The sequence below is a fragment of the Pseudomonas sp. LBUM1648 genome (assembly GCF_059716145.1).
Map to the genome: position 1 here is coordinate 1693294 of NZ_CP166808.1, position 14999 is coordinate 1708292.

A 14999-nucleotide genomic window follows, 5' to 3' on the forward strand; every position below is an offset into this window, starting at 1 on the left:
CCAGCGCCCCCGGAATGCGCTGTCACAGGACTGACTCGTGACTGTCATGGTCGATTAACCGGACGGGCGCACTGTGGCGAAAACATCGCAGAGGGTTGCCCATGACCAGCGCCGAGCTCGCCAAACCCAGCCGCAAACAACGGGTGCGCACCTTGTGGATCTCCGACGTGCATCTGGGCACTCGGGATTGCCAGGCCGAACACTTGTCGCAATTTCTCAAGGGCTATCACGCCGACAAGATCTATCTGGTCGGCGACATCATCGACGGCTGGAAACTGCGTGGCGGCATGTACTGGCCTCAGGCGCATACCAATGTGATTCGCCGCCTGCTGACCATGAGCAAGCGCGGCACCGAGGTTATCTACGTCACCGGCAACCACGATGAATTCCTGCGTCGTTATTCGAAGCTGATTCTGGGCAACATTCAGTTGGTCGATGAGGCGGTGCATATCACGGCGGATGGCCGGCATCTGCTGGTGATTCACGGTGACCAGTTTGATGTGATCACTCGATACCACCGCTGGCTGGCGTTCCTCGGCGACTCGGCCTACGAATTTACGCTGACGCTCAATCGCTGGCTCAACCATTGGCGCGCGCGGTATGGCTACGGTTACTGGTCCCTTTCGGCCTATCTCAAACACAAAGTGAAGACCGCCGTGAGCTTCATCAGCGATTTTGAAGAAGCGATCGCCCATGAGTGCGTGAAGCGTGAATTGCATGGCGTGGTGTGCGGGCACATTCACCATGCCGAGATCCGTAAGGTCGGCGAGGTGGATTACCTCAATTGTGGCGATTGGGTGGAGTCGTGTACGGCGTTGATCGAACACTGGGACGGCACGATCGAGCTTTATCGGTTGGCGGATGCGCAGGCGCGTGAGGCTGAACTCAAGACTGCCAAAGTGGCCGAGATCGCTTAAAAGCAAAAACTCGCAGCCTTCGGCAGCTCCTGCACATGGCCTCATGCAGGAGCTGCCGAAGGCTGCGAGCTTTTGATCTTCAGGCGTGTTCTTCCATCGCCGCCTTGTAAATCGAGTGCTTCGGCTGGGCAAACAACCGCTGCATCATCGGCTCGAAAAAGCTCAGCGGCAGGGTGTCATACGCCGGATCGAACGCCGCCGCGTCGTACTTTGCGCAGAATTCGGCGGTCGCCTGAAACTGCGGGTGCTCCTTGAACTGCTCGCGCAGGTGCCGATCCATGCCCAGGTGATGGAAGAAGTAATAGCCCTGGAAGATCCCGTGCTTTTCCACCATCCAAAGGTTTTCGGCACTGACGAACGGCTTGAGAATCGCCGCAGCAATATCCGGATGGTTGTAAGAACCGAGGGTGTCGCCGATGTCATGCAACAACGCGCACACCACATATTCCTCGTCACGCCCGTCACGATACGCGCGGGTCGCGGTTTGCAGCGAGTGGGTCAGGCGATCCACGGGGAAACCGCCGAAATCACCTTCAAGCAATTTCAGGTGGGTCATGATCCGTGACGGCAGCTGTTTGGCGTAGGCACTGAAGTCCGCGGCGATGATCGCCCAGTCCTCCTGCGTACCGTCCTTCATGTGGGTGAAGCGGGCATTGGCGTTCATTGGCCATCCTCAATGTCGGTTTTCAGAAGGCCACGCGACCCAGAATCATGTCGCGGTACATGGCGAAATCGCCGAGCAAGCTGTACAGCGGATGCTGAAAAGTCGCCGGTCGATTCTTTTCAAAGAAGAAATGCCCGACCCAGGCGAAGCTGTAACCGGCCAGCGGCAAGGCCAGCAACAGCAGCCAGGCACCCTTGGCGATGGTCAGCGCGAGAATAAAAATCACCAGTGTCGTGCCGATGAAATGCAGGCGACGACAGGTGCTATTGCTGTGTTCGCTGAGGTAATACGGGTAAAACTCAGCGAAGCTGTTGAAATGCTTGATGTTTTCCACGACCGCGTTCTCTGTGGTTGTTGTTCTGGCGACGAGTTGTTCTGCGGGTAGCTTATTTGAGTCTAGAGTGATCATTGGCGTGGGCCAGTGACTATCGGCGCCACTTTAGTATCCTTCGCAAATCAGGCCGTAGCACGCGGCCCCTCATGTAAAAGAAAAACACCATGAGCGAACGAACGACTTCTGCAAGCTGGGCGATGGGGATTGTCAAAGCATTGGAGATGGACGGCCTGGATTGCCGGGTTCTGTTCAAGCAGTTGGGGCTCGATTACGCCGCCCTGGATGATCCGGATGCGCGCTTCCCGCAAGATTCCATGACCCGACTCTGGCAACGGGCGGTCGAGCTGTCCGGCAACCCGGCGATCGGCCTGAACATGGGCAAAGTGGTGCGACCGGCGTCGTTTCATGTCGCCGGTTATGCGCTGATGTCCAGCAACACGTTGGCCGAAGGCTTTCAGCGACTGGTGCGCTATCAGCGGATCATTGCCGAGAGTGCCGACCTGAGTTTTCGCCTGCTGGAAGAAGGTTATGCGCTGATTCTGACGGTGCATGGCGACCACCTGCCGCCGACCCGGCAAAGCGCTGAAGCCTCGCTGGCGTGTGCGTTGGCCCTGTGTGGCTGGCTGAGCGGGCGCACGCTGCACCCGGTCAAAGTGCTGGTGCAGGGCGATGAACCCGTTGACTTGCGACCCTACAAACTAGCCTTCCATGCACCGCTGATGTTCAACGCGCCGTATGACGCGCTGATCTTCGAACGTGCGGACATGGAGGCGCCGCTGCCCACCGCCAACGAGGCGATGGCGCTGCTGCATGACCGGTTTGCCGGGGAATACCTGGCGCGATTTTCCGAAAGTCGCGTGACCCACAAGGCCCGCCAGGTGCTCTGCCGTTTGCTGCCGCAGGGTGAGCCCAAGCGCGATACCGTCGCGCAGACCTTGCACTTGTCGCAGCGCACGCTGCAGCGCCGGTTGCAGGAGGAGGGCACGAGTTTTCAGCAATTGCTCGATGACACCCGCCGCGAACTGGCCGAGCAGTACCTGGCGCAACCGAGCATGACCCTGCTGGAAATCGCCTATCTGTTGGGTTTTGCCGATCCGAGCAATTTCTTTCGCGCGTTCCGGCGTTGGTTCGACACCACGCCCGGCGATTACCGGGCGCGGTTGTTACAGGCGCCGAATGCGATCAGTGACGCCAAAAGGCCGGAATACACAGCACAAACACCGTGATGATCTCCAGTCGGCCGAGCAGCATGCCGAACGACAGGATCCACTTGGCAGCATCCGGCAGCGTCGCGAAGTTGCCCGCCGGGCCAATGGTTTCGCCCAACCCCGGGCCTACGCCGGATACGGTACTGGCGGCGCCGGTCAGCGCGGTCATCCAGTCCACGCCCAACAGTGACAGCAGCAGGGCGATCACGCAGATGGTGATGGCGAAGAAGAACGAGAAGGTCAGAATCGAGCGCACGATCTCTTCGTCGAGGCGGTGACCGTTGTACTTCTGCTTGATTACCGCGCGCGGGTGGATCAACTGGTTAAGGTTGGCCTTGAGGAGGATGTAGGCGACCTGGAAACGGAAGATCTTGATCCCGCCGGCAGTCGAGCCCGAGCAACCACCCACAAAACCCAGATAGAAGAACAACATCAACGAGAAGTTGCCCCACAGGCTGTAGTCACCGAGGGCAAAACCGGTGGTGGTCAGCACCGACGTCACGTTCAGCGCCACATGGCGCAAAGCTTCGAGCCAATGCAGATTGGTCGTCCACCAATACCAGGTGCCGAGCACCAGCCAGGTCACCAGCAACATGCCGAGCAAACCCTGCACCTGTTGATCCTTGATCAGCGCCTTGCGGTTGCCCCGCAACGTGGCTACGTAGAGGGTAAACGGCAAGCTGCCGAGAATCATGACCACCACCGCCACCCAATGCACCGCCGGTTGCGTCCACTTGGCCAGCGACTGGTCGGAGGTCGAGAACCCGCCGGTGGAAATCGCCGACATCGCATGATTGATCGCGTCGAACAGGCTCATCCCGGCCCACCAGAACGCCAGGCTTCCGAGGATGGTGATGCCGACGTAAGCCGCCACGATCAGCCGCGCCACCATGTGCGAGCGCGGCATGACTTTTTCCGAGCGATCCGACGATTCGGTCTGGAACAGGCGCATGCCCCCGATGCGCAACAGCGGCAGAATCGCCACCGCCATGCCGATAAAGCCGATGCCGCCGATCCAGTGCAGCAACGAGCGCCACATCAAGATGCCGGGGGACATGTTATCCAGACCCGTGAGCACGGTCGAACCGGTGGCGGTGATGCCGGACATGCTTTCGAAAAACGAGTCGGTGTAGCTGATGTGCTGGGTCAGCAGAAACGGCAGCGCCGCGAAGATACACACCACCAGCCAACTGCTGACGGTCAGCAGGTACATGTCGCGCGGGCGCAGATGAATGTGTTCCGGGCGACCGGGAATCACCAGCGCGAGGCCGGCGACGAAGGTGATCATGCTTGCCCAGAGGAACGACGGCAGATCGCCGGTGCGATCGAAAATCACCAGGGTGGCCATGGGCACGACCATGGCAATCGCCAGGGTGATCAGGAAGATGCCGATGATGAAACCAATGATCCGTAAGGTCGGCAACGCCATGAAGTCCGCTCGGGCTGATGTGGGAAGGGCGCCATTCTACCTGTGGGGCAGGGCATGTAAACCGGCATCCCTTTGACAGATACAGCTAGAATAGCCGCACATTTTTCTCAGGAGGTGGCCGATGCAGGCTCTCGACGCTTTGCTCAACCGTGTTTCCGTTCCCCGACTGGTCGAACCGGCCCCGACTGCCGAGCAGCGCGAAGCCTTGTTTGGCGCGGCGCTGCGTGCACCGGATCACGGGCATTTGCAGCCGTATCGCTTCCTGACTGTCGAAGGCGCGGCGCGTGAGCAGATGGGCGAGTTGCTGGCCGAGGCTGCGCAGAAGCAGGAAGGCGAAGTCACTGAAGCAATGATCGACAAAGCCCGCAACGGCCCACTGCGGGCGCCGTTGGTAGTTGTGGTGATCGCGAAGTTGCAGGAACACGTCAAGTACCCGAAGGCTGAGCAATTGCTGGCGGCGGGCTGTGCGGCACACGGGATTTTGCTGGCAGCGTATGCGCAGGGGATTGGTGCTGTTTGGCGTACCGGTGATCTGGCTTATTCGGCGCATGTGGCCAAAGGCCTGGGGCTGGCGGAAGGTGAAGAAGTGATTGCCTTCCTGTACCTCGGCACGCCGCAGAAAGAACCGCGTGTGGCCGAGAAGGTTGATCTGGCGGAGTTTGTCAGCGCTTGGCCGGGTAAAGCCTGAAGATCAAAAGCCCCTCACCCTAACCCTCTCCCGGGGGGAGAGGGGACTGATTGGGGGATACTCCAGAGATACGCCGACCTGAGCGATTTTTGGTGAATCCGGAATCGACTCGGTTTAGCGCTTGGTGTAACCATAATCGACACGGTTTTTCAGGTCGATGTATGACGCAAGACCCTTCGGTCGGCCCCCTCTCCCTCCGGGAGAGGGCTGGGGTGAGGGTGGCTCTTAGGGCTGCACTACAGCACCCGGCACCAACGGCAACTCCAGACTGGCAATAAACCCGCCCTCAGAATGATTCGCCAACACCAGACTCCCGCCATGGCGCTCCGCCGCCCGCTTGGCAATCGCCAATCCAAGACCATGCCCCGCTGCGGTCTGCCCCGGCGCCCGATAGAACGGCTCGCCTAACTGGTTCAAATGCTCGGCCTGCACCCCCGGCCCATGGTCACGCACGCTCACCACGATGCGTTCGCCCTGACGTGAGGCCTTCATTTCAATCGGCTGGCCCTCCGGATTGAAACGCTGGGCATTGCGCAGCAGGTTATCGACAGCGCGCTCGATCATGGTCGGCCAACCCTTGAAATTCAGTTGCGGCTCGACGTCCAGGTGCACGGTCTGCTCTGGCGAGCCGAGTTGCGCGTCCTTTTGCAGAAGGCTGAGCAGTGCGTTCAAGTCCACGTCTTCAGCGCTGGCGTTGTCGGCATCGACCCGCGCCAACACCAGAATTTCACTGATCAACGCTTCGAGCCGGTCGCATTCGCGGGTCAGGCGGGGCCAGAGCTTTTCCCGTTCTTCAGGGTTTGCCCGTTCGGCCAGCGCCAAGGCAATGCGCAGGCGTGCCAGCGGTGAACGCAGTTCGTGAGACACGTCTCGCAGTAATTGACGCTGACTGCCGATCAGACTTTGCAGGCGCGCGCCCATGCGGTTGAAGTCGGTTGCCAGCACGCCGAATTCATCGCGGCGGTTGGCCAGTTTCGCCAGGCTATTTTGCTGATAAGTCGTTTGCCCCAGATCATGCACCGCGCCGCGCAAGCGGCTGAGCGGGCGGGTGATGGAGAACGTCACCAGCAGGCTGAACAGGGTTAGCACCACCAGCGCGATACCCAGCGCACTTAACGGCCAGAGCAGGCTTTCGCGGTGCCAGGCGTCGAGTTCCGGGTGCGGGATGCGGTAGATGAACAGGTAGGTGTCGCCGGTTTTATCACTGGTGAATTCATCGGTCAGACGCCGCCATGGCAGGCGGCGGTCATCGTTGTTCTGGCGGGCTTCGAAGGCTGCCGCGCGGCGGGGAAAGGTGCCGCGCACCACTGGGTCGCCGGTCTCGTTGAGGACCTGAACGTCGATGTGGTACTGGCGTTTGCGTTGCTCGAGGATGTTCTGGGCGGCTTCTTCGCCTTGGGCTTCGTAGGTCTGCGTCCACTCGGCGGCCAGAGTGTTGAGGCCCGGGTGACGACTGAGGATCCACGCGTCCTGATTGAGCATGTGCCCCAGCAGAATGGAGAGCCCTGCCACCAGAGCGATAGCCAGCCAGAAGCTCGCGAGAATACGCCAGAACAATGAACGCACAGAAAATCCTCAATCAGACACAAAACCCCTGTAGGAGCTGCCGCAGGCTGCGATCTGATCGTTCTCACGCTCTGCGTGGGAATGCAGCCGGGGACGCTCTGCGTCCCACAGCTAAAAGATCGCAGCCTGCGGCAGCTCCTGCAGGGTCGAATGTAAGCAGGCCCAACGGTTTAAGCCGTTGGGCCTGAAGTCAGAACATTATTGCGCCTTTTGCGGCTGTTGCGCTTTCCAGGCCTTGAACTCGGCCCATTCTGCGCGACGTTCGGCCTGTTTCTTCTGCATCTCGTCGAATTTCTTCTGTTGATCCGGTTTCAACACGGCGCGGACATCGGACTCGGCTTTTTTGTGGTTGGCCGCCATCTCGTCCTTCATGGCTTTCTGGTCGGCTGGCGAGAGTTTTTCCAGGTACTTGTCGACCACTTGCTTACGCTCGTGCATCTGCTCGCCCATGATCTTGCGGATCTGCTCGCGTTGTTCGCGGGACAGGTCGAGTTGGCTGTACGGGCCTTTGCCGTGCATGCCGTGCATCTGACCGCCGTGGCGTGGGCCGTCGAGCGGGCCACCCATCGGGCCGCCATCTTGCGGCATGGCCATGGCGACGGTTGGCAGAGCGGCAGCGAACATCAGAGCGATAAGAGTCTTGCGCATGGTGTATCTCCTTGTCTCGTTCCCGGTACGTTCCGGATGAGTTCAGATTACGGAGATCAAGGTCAGCGGCGGTCAGCGCTACGTAAAGCTTGGGTAAAGACGATACGGCGCTGACCTGACAAAAATGACACAGCGTCAGAGGCTGTAGTAGTAACCGCGGCTGCGCAGAGCCACGATCCGCGGGCGGCCGTCGGGGTGTGGGCCGATCTTTTTGCGCAGGTTGCTGACGTGCATGTCGAGGCTGCGGTCGTACAGGGTCAACTTGCGGCCGAGGGCAAGTTGCGCCAGTTCCTGTTTGTCCAGCGGCTCGCCGGGCTGTTTGAGCAACGCTTCGAGCAAGCGGCTTTCGGAAACGGTAAGGGTCAGTTCTTTCTCGTCGATGCTGACCACGCCGCGCACCGGGCTGAAACTCAGGTCACCCAGTTCCAACTGCGTCGACACGGCGGCCGGATGGCTGCGGCGCAACACGGCGCGCAAGCGGGCAGTCAGTTCACGCGGGTCGCAGGGTTTGGCCAGGTAATCGTCGGCGCCCAGTTCCAGGCCGAGAATGCGGTCCAGCGGCTCGCCACGGGCGGAGAGCATCAGCACCGGCAGATCGGCGTGATCGTTACGCAATTGCTTGAGCAGTTCCAGACCACTGCCATCGGGCAGCATCACGTCCAGCACCACTGCCGCCGGAGCGGTTTCGGCCAAGGCCTTGCGGGCGCTCTGACCGTCGTGGCAGGCGCGCACCTGGAAGCCTTCCTGGCTCAACCAACTGCTCAGGAGCTCACACAGCTCCACGTCATCATCAATAAGTAACAGCTCGCTCATGACTCACTCAATTTAGCCATTGCCGACGTTTTCGGCTTGCACCACTGGCAAAGATACCGCAGAGCAGCGCCAATAGCGCTACCCCGGCGCCGGTGACGAACCACTGCTGCTGATCGGTCAGCAGGCGCGGCAGCGTGCTGGCCTGGGCTTCCTTGAGTTGCAGCTTGAGGCGCTGGTTCTCTTGGCGCAACCGGGCGAGCTGGGTGTTGTCGGCATTTTGCAGTTGTTTGTTCAATTCTTCGCGCTGCTGCTCGCTGGCCTTGAGACGCTGTTGCAACTCGGTGATCTGGCTGCCGGCACTCAATGACAATGGCGTAGAGCTGCCGCCTTCGGTGGCTTCCTCACCATGGGCGGGCGCCATGATCGACAACGTGACCAACATCAGACACAACGGACCCTTGCGCATCGCGACACCTGTTTCCAAATGGATATTGGGCAGGTTGTCGGCAGGCAAACAAGAATAATGAGCGATTGAGAACGCGATGAACCGACAAGGTTCATCGCGTGGAGGATTTGCGGGGGAAAGTTACGGCAGGACTTGCTTGAACGGCTTCACGATCACAGTGGCGTACACGCCGGCAGCGATGTACGGATCGGCATCGGCCCAGGCTTGCGCGGCGCTAAGGGAATCGAATTCGGCGACGATCAGGCTGCCGGTGAAACCCGCTGCACCCGGATCATTGCTGTCGACGGCCGGGTGCGGGCCGGCCAATACGATGCGGCCTTCGCCCTTGAGCACTTGCAGGCGTTCCAGGTGCGCAGGGCGCGCGGCCAGGCGAGCTTCGAGCGAGTTGGCAACGTCGGTGGCAATGATTGCGTAGAGCATGTCAGTCCTCGGTTTTTGGTGTTGTGGTATCGGTGTCGTGCAGGTGACGTGACAGATAAATGCCCTGAGCCACCAGGAACAGCACGGTCATGCCCAGGCTGCCGAACACCTTGAAGTCCACCCAGATGCTCTGGAAGGTGAAGGCGACGAACAGGTTGGCGGCCCCGCAGAACAGGAAAAAGGCGATCCAGGCGATGTTCAGGCGCGTCCAGACTGGATCCGGCAGGGTCAGTGCATGGCCCATGATGCGCTTGATCAGAAGGCGGTCACCGATGAAGTGGCTGCCGATGAAGGCGACAGCGAACAACCAGTTGACCACCGGGGCTTTCCATTTCAGGAACGTCTCGCTGTGGAAGGCCAGGGTCAGGCTGCCGAACACGAGGCAGGCGATCAGGGTCAGCCATTGGCTCTTTTCCAGCTTGCGCTGTTTGATGAAAAGCGCGCCGTACACCGCCAGAGAGCTGATGATCAGCATCGCAGTGGCGCTGTAAATACCGCCTACAGTGACTTCATGGCCCGCAATGTCGACGACCCGTGGATCAAGTTTGTAAACGATGAAAAACAGCAGAAGCGGGATGAAATCGATGAATTGTTTCACAGTGAGAGCCAGAAGCTGGATGTGGCGGCATAATAACAAACATATGGGCGCGCGATAGCGCCGGCTGATTTGAGGTTACAACTCCCCGTGAATGTTGATTTGCACTGCCACAGCACGGCCTCCGATGGCGCCCTGGCGCCTGCGGTTCTGGTTGCGCGTGCGTTCGAGAACGGCGTGCGAGTCTTGGCATTGACCGACCATGACACCCTCGAAGGCCTCGCCGAAGCGCGCATGGCCGCGACTGAGTTGGGGATGCAACTGGTCAATGGCGTCGAACTCTCCTGCACCTGGGGCGGCGCGACCATCCATGTGTTGGGCTACGGTTTCGACGTCAACGCCGCGCCGCTGGTCGAGGCCATCGCCAAGTTGCACGATGGCCGCTGGCTGCGGTCGGAAGAAATAAGCCGCAAGCTCGCCCTCAAGGGCATGCCCGGCGCCCTCGACGGCGCACGACAGATCCAGCAAGCACTGGGTGACAGCGGCAACGCGCCGGCCCGTCCGCATTTCGCCGACTGGATGGTGCGTGAAGGTTATGTAAAGGATCGCGCCGAGGCATTCCGCAAATGGCTTGGCGCCGGCAAGCTGGGCGACGTCAAACTGCACTGGCCGACTCTGGAAGACACTGTCGGTACTCTGCGCGCCGCCGGGGCTTGGGTCAGTCTGGCGCATCCATGGCACTACGATTTCACCCGCAGCAAGCGCCGAAAGCTGATTGCCGACTATATTCAAGCGGGCGGGCATGCGATCGAAGTGGTCAATGGCCATCAGCCTGCGGAACAGGTGGGCAGCCTGGCAATCCTTGCCCGTGAGTTCGGTCTGCTGGTCAGCGCCGGCAGTGATTTTCATGGCCCTGGAGGCTGGTCCGAGATCGGCCAATACCGGCCGGTTCCCGAGGACCTTCCACCCCTGTGGTGTCGGTTCAAACATGACACAGTTATTGCCGCCGTCTGAACAGGTAGAGAATGTGAGTCAATTTTTCCAGATTCATCCGGAAAACCCGCAAGCGCGCCTGATCAAACAGGCAGTCGAGATCATCCGCAAGGGCGGGGTGGTGATTTATCCCACGGACTCTTCCTACGCCATTGGTTGCCAGATTGGCGACAAGACGGCCATTGAGCGCGTGCGGCGGCTGCGTCAGCTCGATGAGAAACACAACTTCGCGCTGATCTGCAGCGATCTGTCGCAACTGGGTAACTACGCCAAGATCGACACCGGCACCTTCCGCATTCTCAAGGCGCACCTGCCAGGGCCGTACACCTTCATTCTCAATGCCACCCGTGAAGTGCCGCGGCTGCTCCTGCATCCGAAGAAGCGCACCATCGGCCTGCGCGTGCCGAGCCACCCGATTGCGTTGGCGCTGTTGGCCGAACTCGGCGAGCCGCTGATGAGCGTGACCCTGATCATGCCCGGCGACGAAGATCCACTGAGCGATCCGTACGAAATGCGCCAGTTGCTCGAACACCAAGTGGACTTGATCATCGACGGCGGTTTTGGCGGCATCAAGGCCTCCACCGTGATCGACCTGACCGGCGACGATCCGGAAGTGATCCGCGTCGGTTGCGGCGATCCTGCCCCGTTCATGGTCGAGGCCTGAATGTCCGCAGTAGAAACCGTTGTCGATCCGCAGGCCGGCGCCCAGCAGGAACTGCCGTTTGCCATGGTCTATGGCCAGGCGGTCATGGAAATGCCGCTGGACCTTTACATTCCACCGGATGCACTCGAGGTCTTCCTTGAAGCCTTCGAAGGCCCGCTCGACCTGCTGCTGTACCTGATCCGCAAACAGAACATCAACATCCTCGACATCCCGGTGGCGGAAATCACCCGCCAGTACATGGGTTATGTCGAGTTGATGCAGTCGGTGCGTCTTGAACTGGCCGCCGAGTATCTGGTGATGGCCGCGATGCTGGCCGAGATCAAGTCGCGCATGCTGCTGCCACGGGCCGAAACCGTCGAAGACGAAGAAGACGACCCGCGCGCCGAACTGATCCGCCGCTTGCAGGAGTACGAACGCTTCAAGGCGGCCGCTGAAGGCATTGATGGCTTGAGCCGGGTTGGCCGCGACGTCGTGGTGCCCAAGCTCGACGCCCCGGAAGCCCGGGCGCGCAAGTTGTTGCCCGATGTGGCGCTGGAAGAAATCCTGATGTGCATGGCCGAAGTGCTGCGCCGTGGCGACATGTTTGAAAGCCATCAGGTCAGCCGCGAGGCCCTGTCCACCCGCGAGCGCATGAGCGATGTGCTGGAACGGCTCAAGGGCGGCGGTTTTGTGCCGTTCGTCGAGCTGTTCACTGCCGAAGAAGGTCGCCTCGGTGTGGTAGTGACCTTTATGGCGATCCTTGAACTGGTCAAGGAATCCTTGGTCGAGCTGGTGCAGAATGAGCCGTTCGCCGCGATCCACGTGCGAGCCCGAGCCGAATAACGAGTCGAAACATGAACCTGACTGAACCCCGCGAGCTGGCGTCCCTGCTTGAAGCCTTTCTGTTGGCCTCGGGAAAACCGCAATCCCTTGAGCGCCTCTACGAACTGTTCGAAGAGGGCGAGCGGCCAGAACCGCCGGTCTTCAAGAAAGCCCTGGCATTGTTGGCCAAGTCCTGTGATGGGCGCGCGTTCGAGCTGAAGGAAGTCTCGTCCGGCTATCGCCTGCAGATTCGCGAGAAGTTTTCGCCGTGGGTTGGCCGCCTCTGGGAAGAACGCCCGCAGCGTTATTCCCGTGCCTTGCTGGAAACCATCGCGCTGATTGCCTATCGCCAGCCGATCACCCGAGGCGAGATCGAAGACGTTCGTGGTGTGGCGGTCAACAGCAACATCGTCAAAACCCTGATCGAGCGCGAGTGGATCCGCATCGTCGGTTACCGCGACGTGCCGGGCAAACCGGCGATGTTCGCCACCACCAAGGCGTTTCTCGATCACTTCAACCTGAAGAACCTTGAAGACCTGCCGCCGCTGGCCGAGTTGCGCGAGATGGAAGCCGACCCGGTGCTGGATTTCGACGATGCCCCGGTGCCGCAGAGTTTGCAGGAACTGGCCGACGCCAGTGCCGAGCCGGAAGAGGAGAAGGAGGAAACCAGTTTCCACACCTTGCTGCTGGAGCTGGACAGCATGGAGGAGGGGATCAAGACCGACTTCGACGATTTGCTGCGTGATGGTGCCGATGGCGACGTGCTGCCGACCGAGCCTGAGGTTGAAATTGTCGAGCCAGTCATTGATGTTGAACCTGAGACCGAGCCTGAAGCCGAACCTGAAGAGGACATTCTTGGTGTTGCCGAGGCCCGGGAAAAACTCTTGGCTGCCGTTGCTGCCCTGGAGCAGTCCGCACCAGAACCCGAACTGAGCGAAGAAGAAGCCGAAGCCCGCGCGCTGGCCGAAGCGATCGAAGCCGAACGCCGCGAGTTCGAGGACTGAGGCTCGCCGAAGGCTGCGATCTTTTGATCTTCAAGTGAGACCCCATGAGCTCGACTAAAGACCCCTGCATCAGCCTCTGCAAATTCACCGATGACATTTGCCTCGGCTGCGGGCGCAGCAAGCGCGAAATCAAAGCCTGGAAGAAACTCGACAAGGATGACAAGCGCATCGTGCTGGCCGAAGCTGCGCTGCGCCTGATCAAGCTTGGCGGCGCCGGTCGGCGGAAAAAGAAATAACTGTCGATCGATCAGCTAGTCTCTGATGCGCGATGGCCCACATCCGCGTATGATTCGCGACCCTTCGTCGATCCCTTCGGCAAAGCAAACAGTTTTCAATGCTTCAGGCGCCGCCTGAACAGACCACACCGGGAGGTGCCCAGATGAGCGACATCATTCAGAAAGACGACCAGGAAATCGGCCCAGCAGGCGAAAAACTGCAGAAAGTCCTCGCCCGTATCGGCGTCGGCTCACGCCGCGACGTAGAAGCCTGGATCAGCCAGGGCCGGATCAAGGTCAATGGCAAAGACGCCACCCTCGGCCTGCGCGTCGACATGCACGACGCCATCACCATTGATGGCAAGGTGATCAAGCGTGAAGAAGCTGCCGAATCGGTACGCCGCGTGATCATGTACAACAAACCCGATGGCGAGATCTGCACCCGTGACGACCCGGAAGGCCGTCCGACCGTGTTCGACAAGCTGCCACGTCCTAAAGAAGGACGCTGGATCAACATCGGTCGCCTCGACATCAACACCACCGGTCTGTTGATGTTCACCACCGACGGTGAACTGGCCAACCGCCTGATGCACCCGTCCTACGAGATGGACCGTGAATACGCCGTGCGTGTACGCGGTGAAGTCGATGACGAAATGATCGAGCGTCTGAAGGCTGGCGTCGTGCTGGAAGACGGCCCGGCCAAGTTCACCGACATCAAGCAGGCTCCGGGCGGCGAAGGTTTCAACCACTGGTATCACTGCGTGGTCATGGAAGGTCGTAACCGTGAGGTTCGTCGTCTGTGGGAGTCGCAAGGTCTCGTTGTCAGCCGTCTGAAGCGCGTGCGTTTCGGCCCGGTGTTCCTCAACTCCGACCTGCCGATGGGGCGCTGGCGCGAAATGAGTCAGTACGAAGTCGACATCCTCAGTGCTGAAGTCGGTCTGACGCCGGTAGCGATGCCACAACTGAACGCCAAGAGCAAAGACAAGCTTGAGCGCATGCAGCGCAAATCGTCGCGGCCGATGGCCAAGACCGAGCGCGTGCGCACTCTGCGTCCAGCCGCTGGCGCGCCGACCGGCCCACGTCCAGGCCGCGAGCCGCAGATCGAAGGTGAGCGTCCGGGTCGCAAGCCTGCCGCGCGTCCGGATGGCGAGCGCGCTCCACGCGGCCGTACCGAGCGTGGCGAAGGCCGTGCACCTGCCGGTCGCGGTACACCGGTAGCGGATCGTCCTGCTGACACCACCAACAAGCGTCCGGCCAAACCGGCGCCGAAGCGTCCGGGCATCAAGCTTGTTGACGGTGACAAGCCGTCGGGCAATCGCCGTGGCGCACCGGCCGGTTCTGGTCAGCGTCCGGGGTTCGGTCGCAAGAAGCCTGAGTGATCGGATTCAGTGACTGAATGAAAAACGCCAACCTCAGGGTTGGCGTTTTTTTTCGTCTGGCAAAAATATTTCCGCTCACTTGGAAACAAAACGCCCATCAGCCAGCGGATTGTCATCCAGCGCAAACCACCGTCAATGTGCAGACGTCTGACAGAAAATTCTGAAATGGAAATTTCACGTTACGCCTCGTAAAGAAATATTTACGAAAACCACGCGAAAACCCAATGAACGACAACGTGCGCCGAAGCTGTAAGGAAAAACTGCCGGAGCTCGCCCAGCTGGGTGTTGTGCAAGGCTCTGGCACGCTTGTTTCAG

The 14999-nt window shown here is 60.1% G+C and carries 18 protein-coding genes; 9 read left to right on the forward strand and 9 right to left on the reverse strand.

The features are described 5' to 3' along the window. Positions 1–101: 101 nt before the first annotated feature. On the forward strand, positions 102–917 hold the full coding sequence (locus tag ACA043_RS07725) for a UDP-2,3-diacylglucosamine diphosphatase (protein ID WP_497658930.1): 816 nt from the start codon (positions 102–104) through the stop codon (positions 915–917). A 79-nt stretch (positions 918–996) separates the two neighbouring features. On the opposite strand, the gene ACA043_RS07730 is transcribed toward ACA043_RS07725, so the two are convergent. Both ACA043_RS07730 and ACA043_RS07735 read right to left on the reverse strand, forming a co-directional pair. Continuing rightward, the gene (locus tag ACA043_RS07730; RefSeq protein ID WP_187677322.1) at positions 997–1581 is read right to left on the reverse strand and encodes an HD domain-containing protein; all 585 of its coding nucleotides are present in this window, start codon (positions 1579–1581) and stop codon (positions 997–999) included. 22 nt (positions 1582–1603) lie between these two features. Next, positions 1604–1915 carry an Mpo1-like protein gene (locus ACA043_RS07735; RefSeq protein ID WP_187677323.1) on the reverse strand — a complete coding sequence of 104 codons (312 nt, stop codon included), beginning with the start codon at positions 1913–1915 and terminating at the stop codon, positions 1604–1606. A 164-nt stretch (positions 1916–2079) separates the two neighbouring features. On the opposite strand from ACA043_RS07735, the gene ACA043_RS07740 reads away from it, so the two are divergent. Then, on the forward strand, positions 2080–3141 hold the full coding sequence (locus tag ACA043_RS07740) for an AraC family transcriptional regulator (RefSeq protein WP_497658931.1): 1062 nt from the start codon (positions 2080–2082) through the stop codon (positions 3139–3141). On the opposite strand, the gene ACA043_RS07745 is transcribed toward ACA043_RS07740, so the two are convergent. Beyond that, positions 3098–4552: a TrkH family potassium uptake protein gene (locus ACA043_RS07745; protein ID WP_187677324.1), complete on the reverse strand. Its 1455-nt coding sequence runs from the start codon at positions 4550–4552 to the stop codon at positions 3098–3100. The genes ACA043_RS07740 and ACA043_RS07745 overlap by 44 nt on opposite strands. Positions 4553–4673: 121 nt before the next feature. Here ACA043_RS07745 and ACA043_RS07750 point away from each other — a divergent pair, with 121 nt between their 5' ends. Then, positions 4674–5240, forward strand: coding sequence for a nitroreductase family protein (locus tag ACA043_RS07750; protein WP_187677325.1), 567 nt, complete (start codon positions 4674–4676; stop codon positions 5238–5240). A gap of 225 nt (positions 5241–5465) precedes the next feature. Here ACA043_RS07750 and ACA043_RS07755 read toward each other — a convergent pair whose 3' ends face one another. The 6 genes from ACA043_RS07755 to ACA043_RS07780 all read right to left on the reverse strand — a co-directional run bounded on the left by ACA043_RS07755 (position 5466) and on the right by ACA043_RS07780 (position 9691). Further along, entirely contained in the window at positions 5466–6806 is a 1341-nt protein-coding gene (locus ACA043_RS07755; RefSeq protein WP_497617032.1) for a sensor histidine kinase, read from the reverse strand. Positions 6807–7004: 198 nt separating this feature from the next. Continuing rightward, positions 7005–7454 carry a Spy/CpxP family protein refolding chaperone gene (locus ACA043_RS07760; RefSeq protein ID WP_489878486.1) on the reverse strand — a complete coding sequence of 150 codons (450 nt, stop codon included), beginning with the start codon at positions 7452–7454 and terminating at the stop codon, positions 7005–7007. 135 nt (positions 7455–7589) lie between these two features. Beyond that, positions 7590–8267, reverse strand: a complete 678-nt coding sequence (locus ACA043_RS07765) for a response regulator transcription factor (RefSeq protein WP_187677328.1) — start codon at positions 8265–8267, stop codon at positions 7590–7592. Positions 8268–8274: 7 nt separating this feature from the next. Further along, positions 8275–8673, reverse strand: a complete 399-nt coding sequence (locus tag ACA043_RS07770; protein ID WP_497658932.1) for an SH3 domain-containing protein — start codon at positions 8671–8673, stop codon at positions 8275–8277. Positions 8674–8793: 120 nt separating this feature from the next. Then, positions 8794–9093 (reverse strand): YciI family protein, encoded by a 300-nt coding sequence (locus ACA043_RS07775; RefSeq protein ID WP_187677330.1) that lies wholly within the window; start codon positions 9091–9093, stop codon positions 8794–8796. A gap of 1 nt (position 9094) precedes the next feature. Beyond that, positions 9095–9691, reverse strand: a complete 597-nt coding sequence (locus ACA043_RS07780; RefSeq protein WP_187677331.1) for a septation protein A — start codon at positions 9689–9691, stop codon at positions 9095–9097. Positions 9692–9778: 87 nt separating this feature from the next. On the opposite strand from ACA043_RS07780, the gene ACA043_RS07785 reads away from it, so the two are divergent. The 6 genes from ACA043_RS07785 (at position 9779) to rluB (ending at position 14684) form a co-directional block, all read left to right on the forward strand. Continuing rightward, complete coding sequence (locus tag ACA043_RS07785; RefSeq protein WP_187677332.1) at positions 9779–10642, forward strand: PHP domain-containing protein; 864 nt, start codon at positions 9779–9781, stop codon at positions 10640–10642. Positions 10643–10655: 13 nt separating this feature from the next. After that, positions 10656–11285, forward strand: coding sequence for an L-threonylcarbamoyladenylate synthase (locus ACA043_RS07790; RefSeq protein ID WP_007966016.1), 630 nt, complete (start codon positions 10656–10658; stop codon positions 11283–11285). Then, positions 11286–12107, forward strand: a complete 822-nt coding sequence (locus tag ACA043_RS07795) for a segregation and condensation protein A (protein WP_103305317.1) — start codon at positions 11286–11288, stop codon at positions 12105–12107. Positions 12108–12118: 11 nt separating this feature from the next. Next, positions 12119–13090 (forward strand): SMC-Scp complex subunit ScpB, encoded by a 972-nt coding sequence (gene scpB / locus ACA043_RS07800; protein WP_497658933.1) that lies wholly within the window; start codon positions 12119–12121, stop codon positions 13088–13090. Between the two features lie 44 nt (positions 13091–13134). After that, positions 13135–13326, forward strand: a complete 192-nt coding sequence (locus tag ACA043_RS07805) for a DUF1289 domain-containing protein (protein WP_187677335.1) — start codon at positions 13135–13137, stop codon at positions 13324–13326. Positions 13327–13469: 143 nt separating this feature from the next. Next, entirely contained in the window at positions 13470–14684 is a 1215-nt protein-coding gene (gene rluB, locus ACA043_RS07810; RefSeq protein ID WP_489878487.1) for a 23S rRNA pseudouridine(2605) synthase RluB, read from the forward strand. Positions 14685–14999: the final 315 nt, after the last annotated feature.

Excerpts from the sequence above, each read along its gene's own strand:
- ACA043_RS07760 (WP_489878486.1), bottom strand. The coding sequence starts at position 7,454 with ATGCGCAAGACTCTTATCGCTCTGATGTTCGCTGCCGCTCTGCCAACC.
- rluB (WP_489878487.1), top strand. The coding sequence starts at position 13,470 with ATGAGCGACATCATTCAGAAAGACGACCAGGAAATCGGCCCAGCAGGC.
- ACA043_RS07765 (WP_187677328.1), bottom strand. The coding sequence starts at position 8,267 with ATGAGCGAGCTGTTACTTATTGATGATGACGTGGAGCTGTGTGAGCTC.
- ACA043_RS07740 (WP_497658931.1), top strand. The coding sequence starts at position 2,080 with ATGAGCGAACGAACGACTTCTGCAAGCTGGGCGATGGGGATTGTCAAA.
- scpB (WP_497658933.1), top strand. The coding sequence starts at position 12,119 with ATGAACCTGACTGAACCCCGCGAGCTGGCGTCCCTGCTTGAAGCCTTT.
- ACA043_RS07795 (WP_103305317.1), top strand. The coding sequence starts at position 11,286 with ATGTCCGCAGTAGAAACCGTTGTCGATCCGCAGGCCGGCGCCCAGCAG.
- ACA043_RS07770 (WP_497658932.1), bottom strand. The coding sequence starts at position 8,673 with ATGCGCAAGGGTCCGTTGTGTCTGATGTTGGTCACGTTGTCGATCATG.
- ACA043_RS07750 (WP_187677325.1), top strand. The coding sequence starts at position 4,674 with ATGCAGGCTCTCGACGCTTTGCTCAACCGTGTTTCCGTTCCCCGACTG.
- ACA043_RS07805 (WP_187677335.1), top strand. The coding sequence starts at position 13,135 with ATGAGCTCGACTAAAGACCCCTGCATCAGCCTCTGCAAATTCACCGAT.
- ACA043_RS07775 (WP_187677330.1), bottom strand. The coding sequence starts at position 9,093 with ATGCTCTACGCAATCATTGCCACCGACGTTGCCAACTCGCTCGAAGCT.
- ACA043_RS07725 (WP_497658930.1), top strand. The coding sequence starts at position 102 with ATGACCAGCGCCGAGCTCGCCAAACCCAGCCGCAAACAACGGGTGCGC.
- ACA043_RS07745 (WP_187677324.1), bottom strand. The coding sequence starts at position 4,552 with ATGGCGTTGCCGACCTTACGGATCATTGGTTTCATCATCGGCATCTTC.
- ACA043_RS07730 (WP_187677322.1), bottom strand. The coding sequence starts at position 1,581 with ATGAACGCCAATGCCCGCTTCACCCACATGAAGGACGGTACGCAGGAG.